The 21,965-nt window shown below is 71.8% G+C and carries 17 protein-coding genes; 8 read left to right on the top strand and 9 right to left on the bottom strand.

The features are described from left to right. Positions 1-2 precede the first annotated feature (2 nt). The 4 genes from DPM19_RS24170 to DPM19_RS24155 form a co-directional block, all read right to left on the bottom strand. Positions 3-1,310 (bottom strand): activator-dependent family glycosyltransferase, encoded by a 1,308-nt coding sequence (locus tag DPM19_RS24170; protein WP_325050276.1) that lies wholly within the window; start codon positions 1,308-1,310, stop codon positions 3-5. Between the two features lie 82 nt (positions 1,311-1,392). Continuing rightward, positions 1,393-1,839 carry a MarR family winged helix-turn-helix transcriptional regulator gene (locus DPM19_RS24165; RefSeq protein ID WP_111870378.1) on the bottom strand — a complete coding sequence of 149 codons (447 nt, stop codon included), beginning with the start codon at positions 1,837-1,839 and terminating at the stop codon, positions 1,393-1,395. Positions 1,840-1,902: 63 nt separating this feature from the next. Continuing rightward, positions 1,903-3,330, bottom strand: a complete 1,428-nt coding sequence (locus tag DPM19_RS24160; protein ID WP_111870296.1) for an acyl-CoA carboxylase subunit beta — start codon at positions 3,328-3,330, stop codon at positions 1,903-1,905. An 88-nt stretch (positions 3,331-3,418) separates the two neighbouring features. Continuing rightward, complete coding sequence (locus DPM19_RS24155; protein ID WP_111870295.1) at positions 3,419-5,428, bottom strand: AfsR/SARP family transcriptional regulator; 2,010 nt, start codon at positions 5,426-5,428, stop codon at positions 3,419-3,421. A 263-nt stretch (positions 5,429-5,691) separates the two neighbouring features. Here DPM19_RS24155 and DPM19_RS24150 point away from each other — a divergent pair, with 263 nt between their 5' ends. Then, positions 5,692-6,654: an aldo/keto reductase gene (locus DPM19_RS24150; protein ID WP_111870294.1), complete on the top strand. Its 963-nt coding sequence runs from the start codon at positions 5,692-5,694 to the stop codon at positions 6,652-6,654. On the opposite strand, the gene DPM19_RS24145 is transcribed toward DPM19_RS24150, so the two are convergent. The 3 genes from DPM19_RS24145 to DPM19_RS24135 all read right to left on the bottom strand — a co-directional run bounded on the left by DPM19_RS24145 (position 6,607) and on the right by DPM19_RS24135 (position 9,977). Then, the gene (locus DPM19_RS24145) at positions 6,607-7,419 is read right to left on the bottom strand and encodes a response regulator transcription factor (protein ID WP_111870293.1); all 813 of its coding nucleotides are present in this window, start codon (positions 7,417-7,419) and stop codon (positions 6,607-6,609) included. The two genes, DPM19_RS24150 and DPM19_RS24145, sit on opposite strands and share 48 nt — an antisense overlap. Further along, on the bottom strand, positions 7,412-8,497 hold the full coding sequence (locus DPM19_RS24140; RefSeq protein WP_111870292.1) for a sensor histidine kinase: 1,086 nt from the start codon (positions 8,495-8,497) through the stop codon (positions 7,412-7,414). Before DPM19_RS24140 ends, DPM19_RS24145 begins: the two co-directional genes overlap by 8 nt. A gap of 829 nt (positions 8,498-9,326) precedes the next feature. Beyond that, the gene (locus DPM19_RS24135) at positions 9,327-9,977 is read right to left on the bottom strand and encodes a TetR/AcrR family transcriptional regulator (protein WP_111870291.1); all 651 of its coding nucleotides are present in this window, start codon (positions 9,975-9,977) and stop codon (positions 9,327-9,329) included. A gap of 196 nt (positions 9,978-10,173) precedes the next feature. Between DPM19_RS24135 and DPM19_RS24130 the strand changes: the two genes are divergently transcribed. From DPM19_RS24130 to DPM19_RS24115, 4 genes are all read left to right on the top strand, one after another. Beyond that, complete coding sequence (locus DPM19_RS24130) at positions 10,174-11,421, top strand: oxygenase MpaB family protein (protein WP_111870290.1); 1,248 nt, start codon at positions 10,174-10,176, stop codon at positions 11,419-11,421. 151 nt (positions 11,422-11,572) lie between these two features. Continuing rightward, positions 11,573-13,867: a molybdopterin cofactor-binding domain-containing protein gene (locus DPM19_RS24125; protein ID WP_111870289.1), complete on the top strand. Its 2,295-nt coding sequence runs from the start codon at positions 11,573-11,575 to the stop codon at positions 13,865-13,867. A 12-nt stretch (positions 13,868-13,879) separates the two neighbouring features. After that, positions 13,880-14,356, top strand: coding sequence for a (2Fe-2S)-binding protein (locus DPM19_RS24120; RefSeq protein ID WP_111870288.1), 477 nt, complete (start codon positions 13,880-13,882; stop codon positions 14,354-14,356). A gap of 279 nt (positions 14,357-14,635) precedes the next feature. Next, positions 14,636-15,832: a cytochrome P450 gene (locus tag DPM19_RS24115; RefSeq protein WP_199485257.1), complete on the top strand. Its 1,197-nt coding sequence runs from the start codon at positions 14,636-14,638 to the stop codon at positions 15,830-15,832. Between the two features lie 117 nt (positions 15,833-15,949). Here DPM19_RS24115 and DPM19_RS24110 read toward each other — a convergent pair whose 3' ends face one another. Beyond that, entirely contained in the window at positions 15,950-16,402 is a 453-nt protein-coding gene (locus tag DPM19_RS24110) for a nitroreductase family deazaflavin-dependent oxidoreductase (protein WP_111870287.1), read from the bottom strand. A gap of 143 nt (positions 16,403-16,545) precedes the next feature. On the opposite strand from DPM19_RS24110, the gene DPM19_RS24105 reads away from it, so the two are divergent. Next, complete coding sequence (locus DPM19_RS24105; protein ID WP_158566877.1) at positions 16,546-17,274, top strand: alpha/beta fold hydrolase; 729 nt, start codon at positions 16,546-16,548, stop codon at positions 17,272-17,274. 97 nt (positions 17,275-17,371) lie between these two features. Here DPM19_RS24105 and DPM19_RS24100 read toward each other — a convergent pair whose 3' ends face one another. After that, positions 17,372-19,573, bottom strand: a complete 2,202-nt coding sequence (locus tag DPM19_RS24100) for an MMPL family transporter (RefSeq protein WP_111870285.1) — start codon at positions 19,571-19,573, stop codon at positions 17,372-17,374. 281 nt (positions 19,574-19,854) lie between these two features. Between DPM19_RS24100 and DPM19_RS24095 the strand changes: the two genes are divergently transcribed. Both DPM19_RS24095 and DPM19_RS24090 read left to right on the top strand, forming a co-directional pair. Next, the gene (locus DPM19_RS24095) at positions 19,855-21,075 is read left to right on the top strand and encodes a sensor histidine kinase (RefSeq protein WP_111870284.1); all 1,221 of its coding nucleotides are present in this window, start codon (positions 19,855-19,857) and stop codon (positions 21,073-21,075) included. An 82-nt stretch (positions 21,076-21,157) separates the two neighbouring features. Continuing rightward, entirely contained in the window at positions 21,158-21,835 is a 678-nt protein-coding gene (locus DPM19_RS24090; RefSeq protein WP_111870283.1) for a response regulator transcription factor, read from the top strand. Positions 21,836-21,965 lie beyond the last annotated feature (130 nt).

The raw sequence follows: 21,965 nt of genomic DNA, 5'->3' as shown, positions 1-21,965 counted from the left end.
GGTCAGCCGCGGTGCCGGGCGGTCAGCTTCTCCAGCAGCGGGACGAGGTCGGCCGGGGCCGGGGCGCCGCGGACCTCGGCGCGCATCCCGGCCGCGGCCCGGGCGAACGACGGCTCCGCCAGGACGCGCACCAGCGCGTCCCGCAGCTCGGCGACCGCGGGCGGCCGCCCGTCGTCGGACACGCACAGGCCGGCGCCCGAGCGCTGCACGCGCTGCGCCCTGGCGATCGCGTCCCACATGTCACTCGGGACGATGACCTGGGGGACGCCGTGGGCCAGCGCGGTCTGCGCCGTCCCGAACCCGCCCTGGTGGACGATCGCCGAACAGCTCGGCAGCAGCTCGTTCAGCGCGACGAAGTCGACCACCCGCACGTTGCCGGGCACCCGGTCCACCGTGGCGAGCTGGTCGGCGTCCAGCGTCGCGACCACCTCGACGTCCAGGCCCGCCAGCGCCTCCAGCAGGGCCCCGATCGAGGCCTGGTCGCCGCCCATCACCTCGCGGAACGAGACTCCCAGGGTCAGGCACACCCGGCGGCGCGCGGGCGGCTCGCGCAGCCAGGACGGGATCACGGCACGGCCGTTGAAGGGCACGTACCCCATCGGCACGTAGTGGTGGTCCACCGCCAGCCGCATCGACGACGGGATCGGATCGATGGTCCACTGGCCGACCACCAGGTCCTCGCCGAACGCGCCGCCGTACCGGGCCATGGTCCAGCCCAGCCACTCGGCCAGCGGGTCCTCGCGCAGGTCCGCGGGCCTGCGGGCCACCTCCGCCAGGTACTCCTCCCGCATCCGGCCGACGAGGTCGAGGCCGTACAGCAGCCGGGCGTGGGCCGCGCCGCAGGCCCGCGCGGCGACCGCGCCGGCCATCAGCATGGTGTCCCAGACGACCAGGTCCGGCCGCCAGTGCCGGGCGAAGCCCACGAGGTCATCGACCGTCTCCCTGGCGGAGAAGTTCTGGAAGATCGCCGACGTCATCACGGTGACGGTCCCGTGCAGCCGGTCGTAGCCGAGCCGGTCGGGGCTCAGGTCGCCGACGCGCATCAGCTCCTGCGCGTCGGGCGGCTCGCCGTCCAGCCGCCGCGCCTCCTCCTCCCGCCGCCGGCGCAGCTCCTCAACCGACCCCTCCTGGTCGAGCGGCGGGCCGACCGGCACCGCGGCGAGCCCGGCGGCGACGATCTCGTCCTCCAGGTCCGGCTGGCTGGCGACGCACACCTGGTGGCCCGCGGCCCGCAGCGCCCAGGCCAGCGGAACCTGGGCCCCCAGATGCGAGCCGGCGGCCACCGTCACGAACAGCACCCGCATGGTCATCGCCCCGTCACGTCGGCCGTCATGCGCGCCAACCTAGGCGGCGGTGCTCGAACCGCTCTCGCGGCGGGGTCGCGGGGACGGGTCAGCCGTCCGACATCCAGGTCTCGTCGTCGGTGGCATGGGCCAGCAGCCGCCGCAGCAGCAGGCGCAGCGTCTCGACCTCGTCGGGGTCGAGGCCGCCGAGCAGGCCGGTCTCGGCGCCGTCCAGCGCCCCGGACATCCGGGACAGCAGGTACTGCGCGGTGTCGGTGACCTCCAGCCGCCTGGTCCGGTACGACGCCCCCGGCAGCCGGCGCAGGTGGCCCGCCTGCTCCAGCTCGTTGATCAGCTGGTGCACGGACTGCCGCGCGATGCCGAGCTGCTGGGCGAGCTCGGACATGGTGAGTTCCGGTTCGAGCCGGAGCTGGTGGAGCAGCCCGAACTGGCGGATCGTCAGGCCGTGGGGCCGGAGCTTCTCGTCGGCCCGGCGCGCGGCCAGCGTGCTGGCGCAGGCGAGCAGGTACGCGATGGGCGGGGCCGGCTGGTGCATGGAGGTCATCCGCATGGGGCCGCTCGCTGTCAGGGCTCCTGACGGTAACACGGGCGGGCCGGCTCAGAGCGGGATGTTGCCGTGACTGCCCCGCAGTGCCGGGGCGGCGGCGAAGGCTTCGGCGAGCCGGCGGCGGGTCCGCGCCGGGTCGATGACCTCGTCGACCGCCCCGATCGCCACGGCCCGGCGCAGCCCGCCGGAGGTGCGCTCGTGCTCCTCGGCGAGCCGCGACCGCAGCGCCTCGCGCTCCTCCTCGGGGGCGGCGGCGAGCCGCTTGCGATGCAGGATGTCCACCGCGGCGGTGGCCCCCATCACCGCGGTCTCCGCCTCCGGCCAGGCGAGCACGGCCGTCGCGCCGAGCGAGCGCGAGTTCATGGCGACATAGGCGCCGCCGTAGGACTTGCGCGTCACCAGCGTCACCCGGGGCACGACGGCCTCGGCGAACGCGTGCAGCAGTTTCGCACCGCGGCGCACGACGCCCTCCCACTCCTGGCTCACGCCCGGCAGGTAACCCGGAACGTCCACGACGACCAGCAGCGGGACGCCGAACGCATCGCACATGCGCACGAACCTGGCCGCCTTCTCCGCCGACAGCGAGTCGAGGCAGCCGCCCTTGCGCAGCGGGTTGTTCGCGACCACGCCCACGGTGCGGCCGCCGAGCCGGCCGAGGCCCACCACGACGTTCGGCGCCCACTTGGCCTGGAGTTCCTCGAACGCCGCGGCGCCGTCCGCTCCCGGGTCCAGGATCCGGCGCACCAGCGGCTTGACGTCGTAGGCGCGGGCGGGCCGGTCGGGCAGCAACCGGCGGAGGTCGTCCTCGCCGCCCACCGCCCGCAGGTCGAACGAGCCCTGCCGGCCCAGCAGCCCGGTGATGCTCCGGGCCCGGCGGTAGGCGTCGTCCTCGGACGCGGCCACCACGTGCACCACGCCTGACCGGCGCCCGTGCGCCTCCGCTCCGCCGAGCTCGGCCATGTCGACCTGTTCGCCGGTGACCCGGCGCACCACGTCGGGACCGGTCACGAACACCCGCCCGGCCGGAGCCATGATCACCAGGTCGGTCAGCGCGGGGCCGTAGGCCGCGCCGCCGGCCGCCGGGCCCACCACGACCGACAGCTGCGGCACACGGCCGGAGGCCCGGACCATCGCGGCGAACACCTGCCCGACGCCTTCGAGCGACTCCACTCCCTCGGCCAGCCGGGCGCCGCCGCAGTGCCAGACGCCGATGACCGGGCGGCGCTCGGCCACCGCCGTGTCGATCGCCGCCGCGATGCGGCGGCAGCCGGCGGCGCCCATGGCACCGCCCATGACGGTCGCGTCGGTGCAGTAGGCGACGACCTCGATCCCGCCCACCAGCCCGCGCATCGTCAGCACGCCGCTGCCGTCCGGCTGGTGCAGCGGCACACCGGTGCCGGTGTCCAGCAGCCGTGCCAGCCGGTGGAACGGATCGCGCGGGTCCACCTCCGTGGCGGTCCCGGTCATCGGTACGGTCATCGTTCACCCCGTTCCCGTCGCTGTGCCCGTCTGCTGTCTACCGGCCCGCACCGCACGGCGGGTCGATCCCCGCTCGAAGGAGCGTCCGCTATCCGGCGATCCGCTCGCCTCCTCCCGGCCGGACGGACTCGTGGCCGGGCACGGGCAACTCCTGCGGCACGCGTGCCAGCGTCGAGGTCAGGCGCTCGCGGGCATAGGCCAGCGTCAGGGTGGGGAACCGGTAGCGGATCTCTCCGTCGCCGCGGGGCACCACCACGATCAGATGCCCGTCGGCGAGGCGTTCGAGGACCGGTCGTACGCCGTCGGGTTCCCAGCCCAGCAGCCCGGCCGCCTCTTCCGTGGTGAAGCCGCCCTCGGGCAGCATGCTCAGCAGCCGGAAGACGCCCTGCTCCATCGGGCGGAGCCGGTCGTAGCCGGCGTCGTAGGCGGCCCGGATGTCCAGATCCCCGATGCGCAGCAGGTCCAGGGGCGCCCGTTCCAGTTGCCCGGCCACCTCGTCGAGCGCCAGGCCCGGCATCATGGCGATCCGGCTGCCGATGCAGCGCAGCGCGAACGGCAGGCCGCCGCCCAACCCGACCAGGCGCCGCGCCGCGTGCGGCGCCTGTTCCAGCCGGTCCCGCCCGGTCATGTGGGCCAGCAACTCGACGCCCTCCGCCGGGGTCATCGCGTCCAGGCCGAGGTCGCGCACGCCGGCCATGCCGTGCGGCCGGGGCCGGCTGGTGACGACGACCGCGCAGCGCGGGTCGCCGGGCAGCAGCGGCCACAGGTCGGCCGGGCGCGCGGCGTCGTCCAGGACCATCAGGAGCCGGCGGCCGGCGGTCATCGAGCGGAGCAGGGCGGCGCGTTCCTCCGCCCCTTCCGGTATCTGCGCCTCGGTGGCTCCCAGCGCCCGCAGGAAGCCGCGGAGGATCCCGGTGACCTCCCGGGGCGCACCGGTCGAGCCGCGCAGTTCCGCGTAGAGCTGCCCGTCCGGGAAGCGGCGACGCAGCCGGTGGGCCAGGTGGATCGCCAGAGCGGTCTTGCCCACGCCCGGCATCCCCGAGATCACCACGATCGGGGTGGCGGTGCGGGCGGCCGCGCCCTCCTCCGGTGCGAATCCGGCCAGGACCTCGTTGATGATCCGCTTGCGGCCGGTGAAGTCCGCGATGTCGGGGGGCAACTGCGCCGGCGGGGCGAGGGCGCCCGCCGGCGGTTCGCCCCGGGCCTGCCCGGCGGCCGGTGGCGCGGGTTCGACCCGGGCCCGCGGTGCGGGCGCTGCGGGCGCGGGACGCGGGGCGGGAGCGGGGCGTGGGGCGGGAGCGTCCAGGCCGGGTGGCCCGGGCGTGGCGGGCTCTCCGTGGTCGAACGGCTGTCCGGGTGGAGAGTCGGTCAGCAGCGCCTGATGGAGCCGTTTGAGCTCCCGGCCCGGTTCGAGCCCCAGGTCCTCGATCATGTTTCCGCGCAGGGTCTGGTAGACCTCGAGCGCCTCGTACCGCCGTCCCGAGCGGTACAGGGCGATCATCAGCGAGGCGTGCAGGTGCTCGTGCAACTGGTGGGTCAGGACCAGGGACTTGAGCTCGCTGATCAGCTCGCGGTGGCGCCCCAGCCGCAGATCGGCTTCGATCCGCAGCTCCAGCGTCCGGGATCTGAGCTCTTCGAGCCGGGTCGCGTACGAGGACAGCAGGGGTCCCTGCTCGACATCGGCCAGCGCCTGGCCGCGCCACATGGCCAGCGCACCACTCATGATCCGCGCGGCCTCGACGGGCTCACCGGCCTCCAGCAGTTCCTGACCGGTGGTGACGTCCTGCTCGAACCGGTGCAGGTCAATGGCGGAATCCGGAACTGCCAGCAGATAACCACCTGGCCTGGTGCCCAGAATTTCCTCGGCACCATGATCGAGCAGAATTTTACGGAGCTTGTAGATGTAGGTCTGGAGGGTTGTCATCGCACTTACCGGAGGGCCGCCCTCCCACAGCTCGTCGATGAGCTCGTCGGTGCGGACGACCGTGTTCCTGCGCAGGATGAGCAGCGAGATCACCTGGCGGGGCTTGGGCGCGGAAGGGATGATATTGCGTCCGTTGGCGAGTACTTCTGCAGGGCCGAGCACACGGAAATCCATAAGGTCCCCAAAACTCAAGATCCGGTGCAGATAAGGTCGAAACTAATCATTGCGACGAGCAACCGGCAAGACACGTGGCCCAAGGGTCGCGCCCCACTAGCCGGAGGGTCGAGTCAGGCGATCGAAAGTTATCCCCGTCGGTATCACACGATCCGCAGGCCACATTCCGACCGGAGGGCCCCTCCAACGAAACGCGAGCGTGCACCGACAGCCTGTGACGTCCAGCTCAAGCAGACAGTGGAGATGACCAGAGGTAACAAATAATGTCAGAGCGTGTGCGGAAATCGGCGATCTACCGCTCCGGGACGGGCTTCGGCACGCTCGCGCTCACCGGTGCCTACGGTGCGATCGACGACGCCGCCAGCGTACGGGTGATTCGCAGCGCGGTCGAGACCGGAACAATCATGGTCGACACGGCCGACTTCTTCGCCGGAGGCAGGGTCGAGCGGCTCGTCGGCCGGGCGATCGCGGGGCGGCGGGACGGCGTCGTTCTCGCGACGCGCGGCGGGATGCGCCTCGACGACGGCGGCAGGCCGATCGGCGTCGACGCGGACCCGCGCAACCTGCGCCGGGCCTGCGAGGCCTCGCTGCGCAGGCTGGGCGTGGACTGCATCGACCTGTACCACCTCGCCCGCGTCGATCCGCGCCGGCCGGTGGAGGAGAGCGTGGGAGCGCTGGCCGAACTGGTCACCGCCGGCAAGATCCGCCAGATCGGCCTGACCGGCGCGTCGGCAGGGCAGCTGCGACGCGCGCATGCCGTGCACCCGATCTCCGCCCTGGCGGTCGAGTACTCGCTGTGGGAACGGAGCGCCGAGCTCGACCGGCTGCCGGTCGCCCGGGAGCTGGGCGTGCCGCTGATCGCCTGCCGCCCGCTGGGCCGCGGCTTCCTCACCGGTGCGATCACCTCGGTCGACCGGCTCGCCCAAGGCGACCTGCGGCGCTCCGACCCCCGGTTCCACCACGGCAACATCGAGCCGAACCGGCAGCTGCTCTGGGCGGCCAGGGACGTGGCCGCGCGGCTGGACATCGGCTTCGCGCGGCTGGCCCTGGCCTGGCTGCTGAGCCAGGGGCCGGGCGTCCTGCCGGTCCCGAGCACCCGCAACCCCGTCCACGTGGAGATGAACGCCGCCCAGGTGGACCTCACCGCCGAGGACCGCGAAGCCCTGCGGCTGCTGTTCTCACCGGGGGCCGTCGCCGGGCGCGCGCCCGCGTTCGGTGCTCCCTGACCGGAACCGCCCCCGCCCGGCGGGCCCCGGATGGTCGGTGCCGGTCGCGACGTAGCGGTGCCCGATCTCCCTCCGTCCGGGCATGTGCGCCGGATCGACCGGCCGCGACTGCGCGGCGGACCCGGTGACCCCCACGATCAGGGAGGCGGCCACGGCCTTGTTCACCGCGTCGATCCTCGAAACGGCCCCCAGCTTGCCGAAGATGGCGCGCAGGTTCCGCTTGATGGTGGCCTCGGTGGTGGACAGCCGCGACGCGATCTGCTTGTTGCTCAGCGCCTCGGCGGTGAGCTGGAGGATCTCGCGCTCGCGCTCGGTCAGGGTCTCCTCCGCGGGGCCGCGCACGTAGGTGAGGCTCTCCTTGGAGACCGAGAAGACGACCCGGTGCTCGTCCCCGGCGACGCTGCGGATGGCGGCCACCAGTTCCTGCCGGGTGACGGTTTTGAGCAGGTAGCCCCGGATTCCCGCCTCCATGAGCTCGTGCAGCAGCCGCGGCCCCTCGAACATGCTGAGGATGACCACGGCGGACTCCGGCGAGACCTCCCGGATCCGGCCCACGTTCGTGATGGCGCCTTCCCCCGGGATCTCGATGTCGAGCAGGACGACGTCCGGCCGGAGTTCGGCGGCCAGCGCGACGGCGGTCGGGCTGTCGCCCGCCTCCCCCACGACCCGCATGTCCTCCTGCGCCTCGAGGATCTCGCGCACGCCGTCGCGGACCAGCACGTGATCGTCGACGATCAGAATCGCCGTGCGGGTGGTCTCAGGCATCGTCCTGCCCGGGCAGCGGCACGAAGAGCTCGACGTGGGTTCCCCGCCCGGGAACGCTGGAGACCGTGAGCGTCCCGTTCATGAGCTCGGCCCGCTCGCGCATGCTCGACAGGCCCAGACCGCCCGACACCCCACGCCTCGCCACGTCGAATCCGCCGCCGTCGTCGTCGATGAAGACCCGCAGCTCCTGGGGCGCGATGTGCACGCCGACGACGACGAGCCTGGAGCGCCCGTGCACGACCGCGTTGCGGACCGCCTCCCGGATGATGAGGAACGTTTCGTCCTTGACCGTGTGCGGCGCCCAGGCCTCGTCACCGTTGATGTTCACCCGGAGCGTCACCTCGTCGTTCGACAGGGCCGACAGCGCGATCAGCAGCGCGGTCTCCAGGCTCTTCATCGGCTCCTGCAGGCGCAGCTCGGACGTCACCTCCCGCAGGCTGTGGACGACGTTCCCGACCGCCTCGCGCACCTTCTTCAGCCGCTCGGCCTCCCGGCCGGAGATCAGCGACTGCTCCGCGGCGGCGTCGAGCAGTTCGAGTTGGTGGGAGGCGGTGTTCAGCCAGAACCCGGCCCGGTCGTGGATCTCGCGTGCGATCCGTGCCCGCTCGCTGGTCTGGGCCTCGTGCACGTCGCTGAGCAGCCGGCCGGAGGAGGCGATGAACTCCTCCGAGAGCCGCATCATGAGGCTCTGGTGCAGGGCCACGATCGCCAGGATGACGCCCTGGGCGGACTCCTCGTCAACGCGGAGATGGCCGATCAGCTTCCGCAGAACCATGTCGAACATGGTCGAGCCCGCCACCAGCGACTCCCGCGGATGCGGCTCGTCGGCCGCCTTCCGGTCCTCCTCCTCAGAAGCGGCGATCTTGTAGCTCTCGGCTACCCGTACCCGGTCGGCGCGCAGGCTCTCGACCACGTCGGTGAGAACCTGGTCCGCGGTCGCCGCCACCCGTCTGAGCGCCGCCGGTTCAGTGGCGACGGGCCCCTCGGCGGTCTCCATCGCACGCCCGTAACGTGCCAGCAGATTGGCCCGGTCCATCTCGATGAGGGTCGCCAGGTCGGGCGTGGTCCACTCCTGCAATTCAGGAATTCTTTTCGGCACGATATTCCCTGTCTCGAGAGAACGCTGGCGGACCACTCAACTCGGGAAACGAGACAATCTCGGCGCATTTGAATAGCCGCACCACGACGAGATGGGACGGAACGTAGCAAGCTCGTTACGTTAGGCACGCTCGGGAGTAAAACGGAAAAGACTACGCTGAGTAGTCTCGTGGACATACAGTCACCCGTTTGATCCAGCGACGACATCGGCGAGGAGACCTATCCCGCATCACCAGGCCACTCGGCCCGGCAGCCCCCACCCAAATATAACTGCAATTGACCCGGCATGGTTCCGTGAACACCGGCCCCCGCGGCCAGACCCCCGAACCATTGATTATTCAACTAGGCGTCCGGCCGGCAGATGCCCCGCCACCTGCAAACCCCTCGCAGCGCCCACGCCCCCGGCACCGGACGGATGCCAGGGGACGACCAGGAGCGGCCACTTCCCCCGCCGCACTTGCCCCGCCCGAGCGCGCTCTTCCAGCATCGCTCTAGCAGATGTTTAGCGTCGCACCCGGACCGACCGGAGAAACCACCAGTCAGAGAGGCCCGGATGGTATGGCACAGCCAACCGCCAACCCATCACCGGCCATTTCTTCACGACCCGGTGACATGCATCACAGTACGGACGGCCCGCCCATACCCAAGGTGTCTCACCTTACACACCAGCCCCTGTGAGGCGCAGGTATTACCAACGGAGGCACCGAGCGGTCAGGGGCGCCGAAAATCGTGTCGCGTTATGCAATATGCGAGCACTCGTAAATGATTCCACCGAGCCCGGGCTCCCGGGGCCGGTGTCAGCGGCCGATTCAGCGAGCCGGCGGTTCCAGCATGGGCACGAGGAATCGCCGGGCCAGCGCGGCCAGTTGCTCGTCGTCGTCGAGGTCGATGAGGTGGCTGGGGATGGCCAGGAAGGAGGCGGAGATCCGGACCATCAGCTCGGCCACATGATCGACGTCCAGGTCCTCCGGCACGTTGCCCGCGTGCTGCTCGTGGCGGAGCTGGCCGGCGAGGAACTGCCGCACGGTGGCGAGGGTCCGCCCACCGTCGTTGATCATGGAGGACACGAGCAGGTCGGGCTCCGTGTCGATCAGGCCGCCGATCATCGGGTTGCTCCGGATGGCGCGCAGCGAGCTCACGAAGCCCAGCACCACGCGGTCGGCGACGGTCTCGGCCTCCTGGATCTCGACGAGGAACTGGTCGAAGTACCGGCGGAACTCCCGGCGGACCACCTGGGCGACCAGCGCGTCCTTGGTGGCGAACCGCCGGTAGAGCGTGACCCGTGAGATCCCGGCCCGGCGGGCCACGTCCTCCATGGTGGACCGTTGCACACCCAGGCGGCAGAACTGCTCGTACGCCGCGTCGAGCACGCGCACCCGGGTCTCGTCGGTGTCGTCGACCTGTTCGACGGCGTCGATGTACGCGCGTTCGAGGAGTGACTCCTGGCCCGAGATCGGCATGAGGAAGGGCAACGCAGGTTCCACGGTCTCCTCCTGAGACGACTGATTCTGCCGTAGGCGCTCACAGCCGTCAGCACAAGAGGGCTTGTGACGACCGACACGGTGTGCTCTTATTGACGAAGCGCCAATGATACACAGACACCCTCCGTGTATCAGAGTATCAAGAGGGCGCGCTCTGCCCGAGGAGGAACGAAGCATGGAGAAACCCAGTAGGCGCAACGTGTTGGTGGCGGGGGGAACGCTGGGCGCGGTAGGTGCGCTGGGCGGCGTCACATCGCCCGCCGGGGCGGGCATGCTGTGGACCTGGTCTCCGGAGGGCTCGGTGGCCGGCGCGGGGGCCGGCGCCGACCCGCGCCAGGTGTGGGACGCCGAAGCCGACGAACTGGTCGGCTCGCTGCTCGACCGGGGCGTCGTGCCCCAGGTCAACAAGCTGCTGCGGACCTGGACCAAGAACGGCCAGCCGCTGCCGGCCGGGCTGCCCGCGGACCTGCGGGAATTCATGGAGCGGGCCAGGCAGATGCCGTCCTGGGCCGACCAAAGCAAGCTCGCCACCGCGGTCAACTTCAACGAGAAGCGGGGTCTCTACCTCGGCGTCACCTACGGCTTCGCCAGCGGGATGATGAGCACGGTCATCCCCCGGGAGGCGCGCGCGGTCTACTACTCCAAGGGCGGTGCGGACATGAAGGACCGCATCACCAAGACCGCCAAGCTCGGGTACGACATCGGGACCGACGACGCCTACAAGCCCGACGGCTCGATGATCGTGACCTGCGTCAAGACCCGGCTGGCGCACGCGGGCGTGCGCAACCTGCTGCCGAAGTCCCCGGCCTGGTCGAAGGTCGCCGACGAGGAGATCCCGATCAGCCAGGCGGACATGATGGTCACCTGGCACAGCCTGCCCACGACCGTCATGCAGAACCTGATCAAGTGGAAGATCCCGATCCCCGCCGCCGAGTCCGAGGCCTTCCTGCACTCCTGGCAGCTGGCCGCGCACATGCTCGGCATCAAGGACGAGTACATCCCCAAGTCGTGGAGCGAGGCCAACTCCCAGGCCGCGCAGGTCCTCACCCCGATCCTGGCCCCGACGCCCGAGGGCATCAAGCTGGCCGACATGCTGCTCAACCTCGGCTCCTTCCTCGACGGAGGCCTCCTCACCAAGCCCATCCTCGGCTCGCTGACCCGCTACGTGCTCGGCGACGAGATCGCCAACTGGCTGAAGATCCGCAAGGACCCGTTCTGGGACTCGGTCTTCGAGATCGCCTGGGAGCCCTTCATCGCCGTCCGTGAGGGACTGCTCTCGCTGGAGAGGGCGCCGGGGATCCTGCAGAAGGTCTACTGGGCCTTCGACGAGATCCTCCGCCTGGGCGCCCTGCTCGTCCTGTCCGAGGGGGACTTCCCGATCAGCATCGAGATCCCCGTCGCCAACAACCCGAACTTCCCGTAACCAACGGCCCCGGCCACGCACGCCGTGGCCGGGGACTCCGCAACGAATCTCGGGCTCGGAATCCGTCAGGTTCCGAGCCCGAGCGCCGCCATCCGGCCCGCCCCGGGACGGATCGGCGCAAAGGTAGGACGGGACCGCCGGGAGGACCGCCATGGAACACGAATCGAACGAACCGGACGAGGGGCTGCGGCGCAGGCACTTCCTCGGCTACCTGGTCACGGCGCCGACACTGGCGGTTGCCGTGCAGTGGACCGGTGACCCGGCCGCGGCGGACGTCCCGTCCCTGCCCCAGCTGGAGGAGATCTTCGACGTCGGCGACCTGGTGAAGATCGCAGCGTCGCCGACCGCCGGGCTCGTCACCGTCCAGGTCCACGAGGACGGGACCGCGTCGTACGCGCTCCCCCGGGCCGAGGTGGGGCAGGGCATCACCACCGCCATCGCGATGCTGATCGCCGAGGAACTGGACCTGCCGCTGGACAAGGTCAAGGTCACCCTCTCCGACGCCCGCCCCGAGCTGCTGTTCAACCAGTTCACCGGCGGGTCCACGTCCGTCCGCTCGCTCTACACCCCGGTGCGCACCGCCGCCGCGGTCGCGCGGCGGCGGCTCGTCGAGACCGCCGCGCGGGCCTGGAAGGTGGACGCCGCCAAGGTGACCACCGAGGCCGGCTTCGTGATCCACGGCGACCGGCGGGCGAGCTACGGTTCGCTGGCGAAGGCTGCCGCGACCACCAACGTGATTCCGGTCCTGGTACCGCTGAAGGACCCCGCGAAGTTCACCGTCATCGGCAGGCCGGCGAACCGCGTGGACGCCCTCGCCGCCGTGACGGGCCGCAAGACGTTCGCCATGGACCTGGACGTCCCGAACGCCCTGCCGACGATGATGCGGCGCCCGCCGACCATCGACGGCACGGTGGCGTCCGTCCGCAACGCCGCCGCCGTGACGGCCATGCCCGGCATCACCGACGTCGTGGTGCTGAAGCACGGGGTGGCCGTGCGCGGCCGGACGTTCGGCCAGTGCATCGACGCGCTCCGGGCGCTGGACGTGACCTGGCGGCCGGGGCCGGTGGCCGGGGAGTCCGACGACACCGTGCTGGCGAAGCTCAAGAAGGCGGTGCCGTCACCGGCCGGGCCGCCGCTGTTCAGCAAGTCCATCGACGCCGAGTTCACCTTCATGTTCGCCTCCAACTCCCCGCTGGAGCCGGAGGTCGCGATCGCGGACGTGCGGGCCGACCGCGCCGAGATCTGGTCCAGCCTGAAGGTCCCCGGGGACGCGCAGAACCAGATCGCCGGGCTGCTCGGCCTTCCGGTGACCGCCGTCAAGGTGCACGTCGTGGAGGGCGGCGGCTCGTTCGGGCGGCGGCTGCACACCGACGCCGCGGTGGAGGCCGCGGAGATCTCCAAGAAGATCGGCAAGCCGGTCAAGCTGTCGTGGTCGCGGACCGACTCCGTCCGGCAGGGCCGCGCGCACCCGATGTGCGTCTCCCGCATCCGCGCCACCTACCGGGGCGGGGACGTGCTCAGCTACGAGCAGCGGCACGTCAACGTCGAGACCAGCTTCAGCCACGGGTTCGGCGACATCGTCACCGCCAACGCCGCCAAGCTGCCGGTCGTCGGGAACCCGATCGTCTCCCAGGTGTTCTTCATCCTGAGCCAGTCGTCCCCCTACAACTTCGGCTCGACCAAGCAGACGCTGACCGAGGTCCCGCTGAAGTTCAAGACCGGCAGCATGCGCAACGTCTACTCGCCGAACCTGGTGTGCGCGCGGGAACTCGTCGTGGACCGGCTCGCCGCCGCGATGAACAAGGACCCGGTGAAGTTCCGCCGCGAGTACCTGAAGAACGGGCGGCTGCGCACCGCCCTGGACCGGGCGGCCGCCGAGGGCGGCTGGGGGCGGGCCCTGCCCGACGGCGTCGCCCAGGGCATCGGCCTGCACGCCGAGTACCGGGCCGCCTGCGCGGTCCTCGTCGAGCTCGACTGCCGCCCCGAGACCGTCAACCGCCCCATCCGGCACGGCGTCGCCGGCCCCCGCGTCACCCGCGCCCTGGTCGTGGTGGACGCGGGGCTGCCGATCAACCCGCGCGGCCTGGAGGCGCAGATGATCGGCGGCCTGAACGACGGCATCGCGATGGCGCTGACCGCCAGCCTGCACATCAAGGACGGCATCCCGCTCGAAGGGAGCTGGGACAACTACTTCTACACGCGGCAGTGGAACACCCCGCCGCAGACCCGCGTCATCGTCCTGCCGCCCACCGGCGACGAGCCCGGCGGCGCCGGCGAGCTGGCGGTGGCCCCGTCCCTGGCCGCCGTGGCCTGCGCGTACGCCCGCGCCACGGGGACCATGCCGACCCGTTTCCCCCTCAACCACTCCACCCTGGGCTTCGAGCCCTTCCCGCTGCAGCCGTCCACCCCCCAGTCCCCCACCGACGGCCTGGACCGCGCCTTCTAGAGGAGCCCTGACGTGCCGACCCACTCCTTCAGTCTCAACGGCAAGAAGATCACTGTGGAGGTCGAGGACGACGTCCGCCTGCTCTGGGTGCTGCGCGACCTGCTCGGCGTCACCGGCCCCAAGTACGGCTGCGGCATCGGTGTCTGCCAGGCCTGTACCTCCCATGTCAACGGCAAGGCGGTCAACGTCTGCTCGGTGCCCGTCGCGCAGCTCGGCCCGGACGACGAGGTCGTCACCATCGAGGGCCTGCCCGGCACCGTCGGCCGCGACCTGCACCCCATGCAGGAGGCCTGGCTGGAGTACGACGTCGCCCAGTGCGGCTACTGCCAGCCCGGCCAGATCATGTCCGCCGTGGCCAAGGTCCGCCAGGCCCGCGCCGAAGGCCGCGAGATCACCGACGCCGACCTGGACGAGCTCCGCAACATCTGCCGCTGCGGCACCTATGCCCGGATCCGCGAAGCCATCAAATCCGCCGCCACGAAGATGTGACGCCCCCTCCGCGCCCGGGGGCTGCGGAATCCGGTCCAGGGGTTTCCTGGACCGGATTCCGCTCGCGTGCCGACCGATATCGGCCATAAATTCATGCATTATCTCGTGCTCCGATATCGCTATGCTGCGTGATCGAATACGCGCATTGCCCTTACCGGCCGGCGCCATCAGCCCCGGCCGCAGGTGCGGCGCCCGTCCCCAGCACGTGACAGCTCGCAGCGCACGATCCGGCCGACACGGCGGTCGACGCTCCTCCGCCCGAGCCCTGGAGGCACGCAGGTGAGTACCGACGGCGCGATCTACTGGGATCCCTACGACCTGGCCCTGACCGCGGACCCCTACCCGACGTACCGGCGGATGCGGGAGGAGGCGCCGCTGTACTACAACGACAAGCACGACTTCTACGCGGTCAGCCGGTTCGCCGACTGCGAGCGCGGCCTGCCGGACTGGCGGACGTTCTCCTCCGCCAAGGGCGCGGTCCTCGAACTGATCAAGTCCGGCATCGAGATCCCGCCGGGCACGCTGATCTTCGAGGACCCCCCGCTGCACGACGTGCACCGCCGGCTGCTCGTCCGCGTCTTCACCCCCCGCCGGATCGCCGCGCTGGAGCCGATGGTGCGCCGGTTCTGCGCGCGCACCCTGGACCCGCTGGTCGGCGAGCGGTCCTTCGACCTGATCTCCGAGGTCAGCGCCGAGATGCCGATGCGGGTGATCGGCATGCTGCTCGGCATCCCGGAGGCCGACCAGGCGGCCATCCGCGACACCACCGACGAGAGCCTGCGCACCGAGGCCGGCGGGCCGATGGACTACAGCGCGGGAACGCACTTCACCAACGAGACGTTCGCCGACTACATCGACTGGCGTCGCGACCATCCCTCCGACGACCTGATGACCACGCTGCTGACCGCCGAGTTCGAGGACGAGAACGGCGTGACGCGCACCCTCACCCGCGAGGAGGTCATCACCTACGTCACCGTGGTCGCCGGCGCCGGCAACGAGACGACCGGGCGGCTCATCGGCTGGGCCGGGTCCACCCTCGCCCGCCACCCCGACCAGCGCCGCGAACTCGCCGCCGACCCCGCGCTGATCCCCGGCGCGGTCGAGGAACTGCTGCGCTTCGAACCCCCCGGCCCGTTCGTCGGCCGGTACGTCACCGAAGACGTCGAGTTCCACGGTGCGACGGTGCCGGCCGGCAGCGCCATCCTGTTCCTCGTCGCCGCCGCCAACCGCGACGAGGCCCGCTACCCCGACGGCGAACGCTTCGACATCCACCGCCGCGCCGGCCAGCAGCTCACCTTCGGCCTCGGCGCCCACTACTGCCTCGGGGCGGCACTGGCCCGGCTGGAGGGGCGGATCGCACTGGAGGAGATCCTCAAGCGCTTCCCGGACTGGGACGTCGACTGGGCCGGCGCCAAGCTGGCGCCGACCTCCACCGTCCGCGGCTGGGAGACCCTGCCGCTCGTGATCGGTCATTGACCGGCGGCCCGGAGCCCGTTCCGCCGGGCGGCCGGGCCGGCGGGCGCCGGACCGCCGGAGAGCCGCCGGCTCCGCGACCCGCCGTGCCGGCCGGTCGTGGCGTTCCGGTCCGTCGCCTCACCCGGCCTCGTCGCGGGGCACCGGGGTGAGGACGACCACCGGGATGTCGCGGTCCGTCCGCGCCTGGTAGTCGTCGTAAGGGGGCCACACCTCGTTGACGATCTTCCACAGCCGTGGTTTCTCCTGCTCCCCGGCGGTGCGCGCGACGACGCTCAGCCGCTCGGCGCGCACCTGGATGCGCGCCTGCGGGTTCTCCCGCAGGTTGAGGTACCACGCCGGATGCGTCGGCGCACCGCCCTTCGACGCGACCACCAGATAGTCGTCCCCGGCACGGGCGAAGATGAGCGGCGCGGTGCGCGGCCGGCCGCTGTTCCGGCCGGTGGTCGTCAGCAGCAGGATGTGCGCGCCGTTCCAGCGGTAGCCGACCTCCCCGTCGGTCTCCTGGTAGCGGCGGACGTGCTCGGCGCCCGCCAGGCTGAGGTCGGGCCGCAGGTAACTGCCTTCGGTCATGACAGAACTCGTTTCATCCGGTGGGGTGGCGCAACCGCTCTACCAAAACGCATCCGCCGGGCGCAAGCGCGGACCCGGCCCCGCGCCGGTTCACCCCAGGGTGGTGATCGGCACAACAACCCCAGGATGGGATATTCGGTCGGGTGATCTTCAAAGCAGGTTGGACCGCTCGCAGCGGACCGCGCATCCGGTACCTGGACAACGCGCCGGCCGATCCCGTCGGGCTGCCAGTGCTGTTCTCGCCCGGCCTGTCGGACACGGCCGATGAATACGGCGGGATGCTCGAGTTCTTCGCCCCCCGGCGCCTCCTGGTCGTCGAGGTGCGCGGTCGCGGCGGCAGCGAGGCCCCACCCTCGGGCTATACGGCGGCGGACCACGCCGCGGATCTGAGAGCGGTGCTGGACGAGGAAGGGATCCAGCGGTTCCACCTGGTGACCTTCTCGCGGGGCACCACCTGGGGACTGGACCTGGCGCTGTCGTGCCCCGAGCGCGTGGCGTCGCTGGCCATCGCGGACTACCGCGCGATGGAGGTGCGGCTGAGCCCGTCGCTGGTGGAGTCGCAATGGCAGACAACGTTCCGCGGCCGGCCGATGAGCGACCGCATGCCGCGGCACGTCTTCGACCAGCTCGCCGCGCACTCGACGCCGCGGGAGCTGTGGGACGGTCTCGGGTCCCTGCCGTGCCCGCTCCTGGTGGCCCGGCCCGGCGGCCGGGGCGGGATCCTCACGGACGAGGACATCGCCCGCTACCGCGACGTCCGGCCGGACGTCGAGGTCGTGGTCGTCCCCGAGGCTCCGCACGACGTGTTCCGGCCGGACCGCCTCTTCTTCCCGCGGGCGGTCACCGCGTTCGTGCAACGGGCGGAGCACTGACCATGCGCTCGCCCGATGTCCGCTCGACGGAACGACCGTGGCCGGGCCCGGTCCTGGGAGCGGACCGGGCCCGGCCGACCTCTGCGAGGCCGCCGCGTCAGCCTCGGCCGGACACGGCGGCGGGCTCCGGTTCGGGCCGCCGCGGGACGTCGCCGGCGCCCTCCAGGCCGAGGTGGGGCAGCCGGCGGTCGAGCCGGCGGGGCAGCCACCAGTTGGCCCGGCCCAGCAGGGCCATGGCCGCGGGCACCAGCACCATCCGGACGATCGTCGCATCCAGCACGATCGCCGTCGCCAGCCCCAGGCCCAGCATCTTGACCAGCGGCGACGGGTTGGCGACGAAGCCGAGGAACACCACCGTCATGATCAGTGCGGCGGAGGTGATCACGCGGCCCGTGCCGGCCATGCCGCGGGCCACCGACTCGACGGTGTCACCCGTGGCGTCGTAGCTCTCCCGGATCCGGGAGAGCAGGAACACCTCGTAGTCCATGGACAGGCCGAAGAGGACCGCGAAGAAGATCGTGGGCAGCGGGGACGCGATCAGGATCGTCCCCTCCAGGCCGAACACGTCCTTGAACCAGCCCCACTGGAACACGGCGACCACGACGCCGTACGCGCCGCCGATCGACAGCAGGTTCACCACGGCCGCCTTCAGCGGCACCACGATGGACCGGAACACCACCATCAGCAGCAGGAACGACGCGACCAGGATCGCGGCGATGAAGATCGGCAGGGTATCGCTGAGCTGCTCGGTGAGATCGTCGGTCATGGCGGTCAGGCCCGACACGGACACGTTGGCGGGAACGAGGTCGCGGACGCGGGCCAGGGTCTCGGACGTCGCGGCGTCCGTGGGCGCGGTGGTGGGGATCATGGGCAGCACGACCGCGTCCCCGGCGGGAGAGGTACGCGGCTCGCCGACCATGGCGATGCCGGGGTCGGCGGCGACGCGCGCGGACAGTGCGGGGATGTCCTGGGCGTCCACGCCCGGGGCGCGCAGGTCGGCGACGAGCAGCAGCGGGGCGTTGAAGCCCGGACCGAAGCCCTCCGCCAGCAGGTCGTAGGCGCGCCGGTGCGTGGTGCTCGTCGAGTCGTCACCGGCGTCCGGGAAACCCGTCTCCATCGACAGCGCCGGGGCCGCCAGCACGAACAGCGCCGCCGACGCGACGATCAGGTACGGCCACGGCCGGCCCGAGACGCGGTGCGCGAAGCGCCACCAGGCCGTGTTCTCCACGTCCTTCGCGTCCTTCGCGTCCCTCGCGTCCTTCGCCCGCCTGGCGGGGCGCCGGCGGCCGATGAGCCGCCCGGCGTCGATGCGGTCACCGAGCAGCGTCAGCACCGCCGGTAGCAGCGTGAGGGCGGTGGCCACGGCGAAGAGCACGACCAGCGCGGTGCTGAGGCCGACCGAGATCAGGAAGCCCAGACCGGTCAGCGACAGGGCGGCCATCGCCACGACGATGATGCCGCCGGCGAACAGGACGGCGGAGCCCGCCGACCCCATGGCGCCCGACAGGGCGGTGGGGTTGTCCTGACCGGCGGCCCGGTTCTCGCGGTAGCGGGCCATGATGAACAGGGCGTAGTCGATGCCGACCCCCAGCCCGATCATCGCGCCGATGGTCGGCGCGGCACCGGAGACGTCCATCGCGCCGGCCAGCAGCATGATGCCGCCCATGCCGGCGGCGACCGTCAGCAGGGCGAGCGCGACCGGAACCAGCGCGGCGACGACCGTGCCGAACGCGACGAGCAGCACGACCAGCGCGGCCAGCACGCCGGCCGCCTCGGTGCCCGAACTTATCGGCTCGGCGTTGATGAACGCCGCGTCACCGCCGACCTCCGCCGTGATGCCGGCGTCCCGCACGGGCTGCAACACGTCGCCGATCGCGGCGATCGAGTCCGGGCCGAGCTCCGTCGCCGGCACGTCGAAGGTGATCTCGGCGAAGCCGACGCGCCCGTCGGGCGACACCGTGCCGGCGGCGAACGGAGCGGCCACCGCGGTCACGTGCTCCACGCCGCCGATCCGGGCGACCGCGGCGTCGATGGCGGACCGGTGGCGCTCCAGCCGCTGCCCTTCCGGTACGGCGAACACCGCCATGGCGCTGCCGCCGGCCGCTTCGGGGAAGCGCTCCTCCAGCAGTTCCATCGCCTGCTCGCTCTGGCTGCCGGGGGCGACGAAGTCGTCGACGAACGTGCCGCCGGCGACACCCGCCGACCCCAGGAAGATGAGGGTGGCGGCCACCCATATCCCGATCGTGGCCCACGGTCTGCGCGCGCTGGCGGCGCCGATACGACGGATGATGCGATGCATGACGGTGCTCCTTCGGTGGTCCGTCCGGACGGCGGGTGCGCCGGGGACGGCGCCGTGTTCAACCGTGCATGCCGGGACCTGGCGCGGTCGCCCGCCCGTGGACGGGCCGGCCTTCCGCCGCGCGGCGGGTCGTGTTCGGCCGCCGGTGCGGGCCGTTCCCCCCGGGCGGCGGAGCCCGCCTCCGCCTGCAGGCGGATGACCGCGCGTACGGCCTGGCTTACGGTGGGGCCGTTCCCGCCGCCGAGTTCACGGCGGGCCGCCTCATATCCCCCCGTGGAGCGATGGTGAACCGTACGGCACCGCCCGCCCGGACCCCTCTCGGGCACGCCCCGAGCCTGTTCCGGGGCCCCTTCGCCCGCTGGCCGCGCGCCGCGGACGCCGCTCTCGCGCTCGCCGTCTTCCTGGCGACGGTGTTCGTGATGGATGCGCCCGGCGACGAGCTGGCCATCCGTCCCCTCGACGACATCCCGGTCGCCGCCGTACCGGTGTTCGCCGTGGCCGCCGCGGCCCTGTACTGGCGCCGGCGCGCACCGCTGCCGGTGGTGGGCGTGGCGGTGGCCGCCTGGGCCGTGACGCTCGGCGGCCTCGCCGACAAGGACCTCACCGGGGTGGTGACGATCATCGCCCTGTACAGCGCGGGCCGGTACTCCACCGAAGACCGGCGGGCCCAGGTGGGAGTCGCCGCGGCCCTCCTGGTCCTCAACGTCGAGGGCCTCATCGACCCGGCCCCGTGGCAGGAGGCCGTCATCTACGGCAGCGCCTTCATGTTCGGGGCGTGGTACGTCGGGCACCGTTTCCGGCTGCGCGAGCAGCGCATCATCCAGTCGCGGCGGGAGCAGGCCGCCGAGTCCCGCCGGATCGTGGCCGAGGAACGGACCCGCATCGCGCGCGAACTGCACGACGTGGTCGCCCACCGGGTGAGCCTCATGACCGTGCAGGCGGGTGCGGCCAAGGCCGTGGCCGCCGCGGATCCCGACGGCGCCCTGCGCGCGATGGGGGCGGTGGAGGAGGCGGGCCGCCAGGCGCTCGACGAGCTGCGCCACCTGCTCGGGGTCCTCCGGCCGGAGACCGACCTCGACGGGCTGGGCCCGCAGCCCAGCCTCACGGGCCTCCCCCGGCTGGTCGAGCAGATCCGCGCGGCCGGAGTGGAGGTGTCGCTGGCGGCGGACGGGACACCGGCCGGGCTTCCGGCCCGGGTGGACCTGTTCGCGTACCGCATCGTCCAGGAGGCGCTCACCAACGTGCTCAAGCACGCCGGGCCCGGTGCGCGCGCCGAGGTGCGGCTCGGCGCCGACCGGAGCGGGCTCGTCGTCGAGGTGCTCGACGGCGGTCCCGCCGCCCTACCCGGCCCGGGCGTCGCCCCGAACGGCACCCGGGGGCACGGGATCATCGGGATGCGGGAGCGGGCGCTGCTGCTGGGCGGCACCCTCGACGCCCGGCCACGCCCGGACGGCGGGTTCCACGTCGTCGCCCACCTGCCCACCGGAGGCGAGCCGAAGTGAGCGAGACGACGGGCCCGGCGAAAGCCCCGATCCGGCGGATGTGCTCCCCGGCCGCCGAGCCGCCGGGCGAGAAAGGAACCTCGTGAGCATCCGTGTCGCGGTGGTCGACGACCAGGCGCTGGTCCGTGGCGGCTTCGCCATGATCCTGCGGGTCCAGGACGACATCGAGGTCGTCGCCGAGGCCGGAACCGGGGTCGAGGCGATCGAGGTGGCGCGCCGGCACCGTCCGGACGTGATCCTCATGGACATCCGGATGCCCGACATGGACGGCCTGGAGGCGACCTCCCGGATCCTGGCCGCCGCCGACTGGAACGTCCGGGTGCTGATCCTGACCACCTTCGACCCCGATGAGTACGTCTTCAAGGCACTGCGCGCCGGTGCGAGCGGCTTCGTGCTCAAGGACATCCCCACCGACCAGCTCGCCAGTGCCGTCCGCACCGTGGCCGACGGCGGGGCGCTGCTGGCCCCGTCGATCACCCGGCGCCTCATCGGCCAGTTCACCGAGCGCCGCACCGTCAACGCCGCCGCCGCGGGCCGCCTGGACCGCCTCACCGACCGGGAGCGCGAGGTGATGGCGGCCATCGCGCGGGGCGCCAGCAACTCGGAGATCGCCAAGGAGCTCTTCATCGGCGCCGCGACCGTCAAGTCACATGTGTCGGGCATCCTCACCAAGCTCGGCCTGCGCGACCGCACCCAGGTCGTGATCTTCGCCTACGAGAGCGGGCTCATCGAGGCCGGCGACCGCGACATCGGCTCCTGATCTCTCGCCCGGGCACACCTCTGGGCGTGGCCGGGCACGGCGAGCAGGTGAACTTACGCTTTCGTTCACATTCAGGTGAAGATCGGGACATCTCACCTCTCTAGCGTTACTGCGCTTCTGACCTCGGCGA

Origin of the sequence: Actinomadura craniellae (assembly GCF_003289645.1) — a bacterium.
GTDB classification, from domain to species: domain Bacteria; phylum Actinomycetota; class Actinomycetes; order Streptosporangiales; family Streptosporangiaceae; genus Actinomadura_D; species Actinomadura_D craniellae.
The sequence above is the reverse complement of the archived record's forward strand: the minus strand, read 5'-3'. Positions and strand labels throughout refer to the sequence as shown.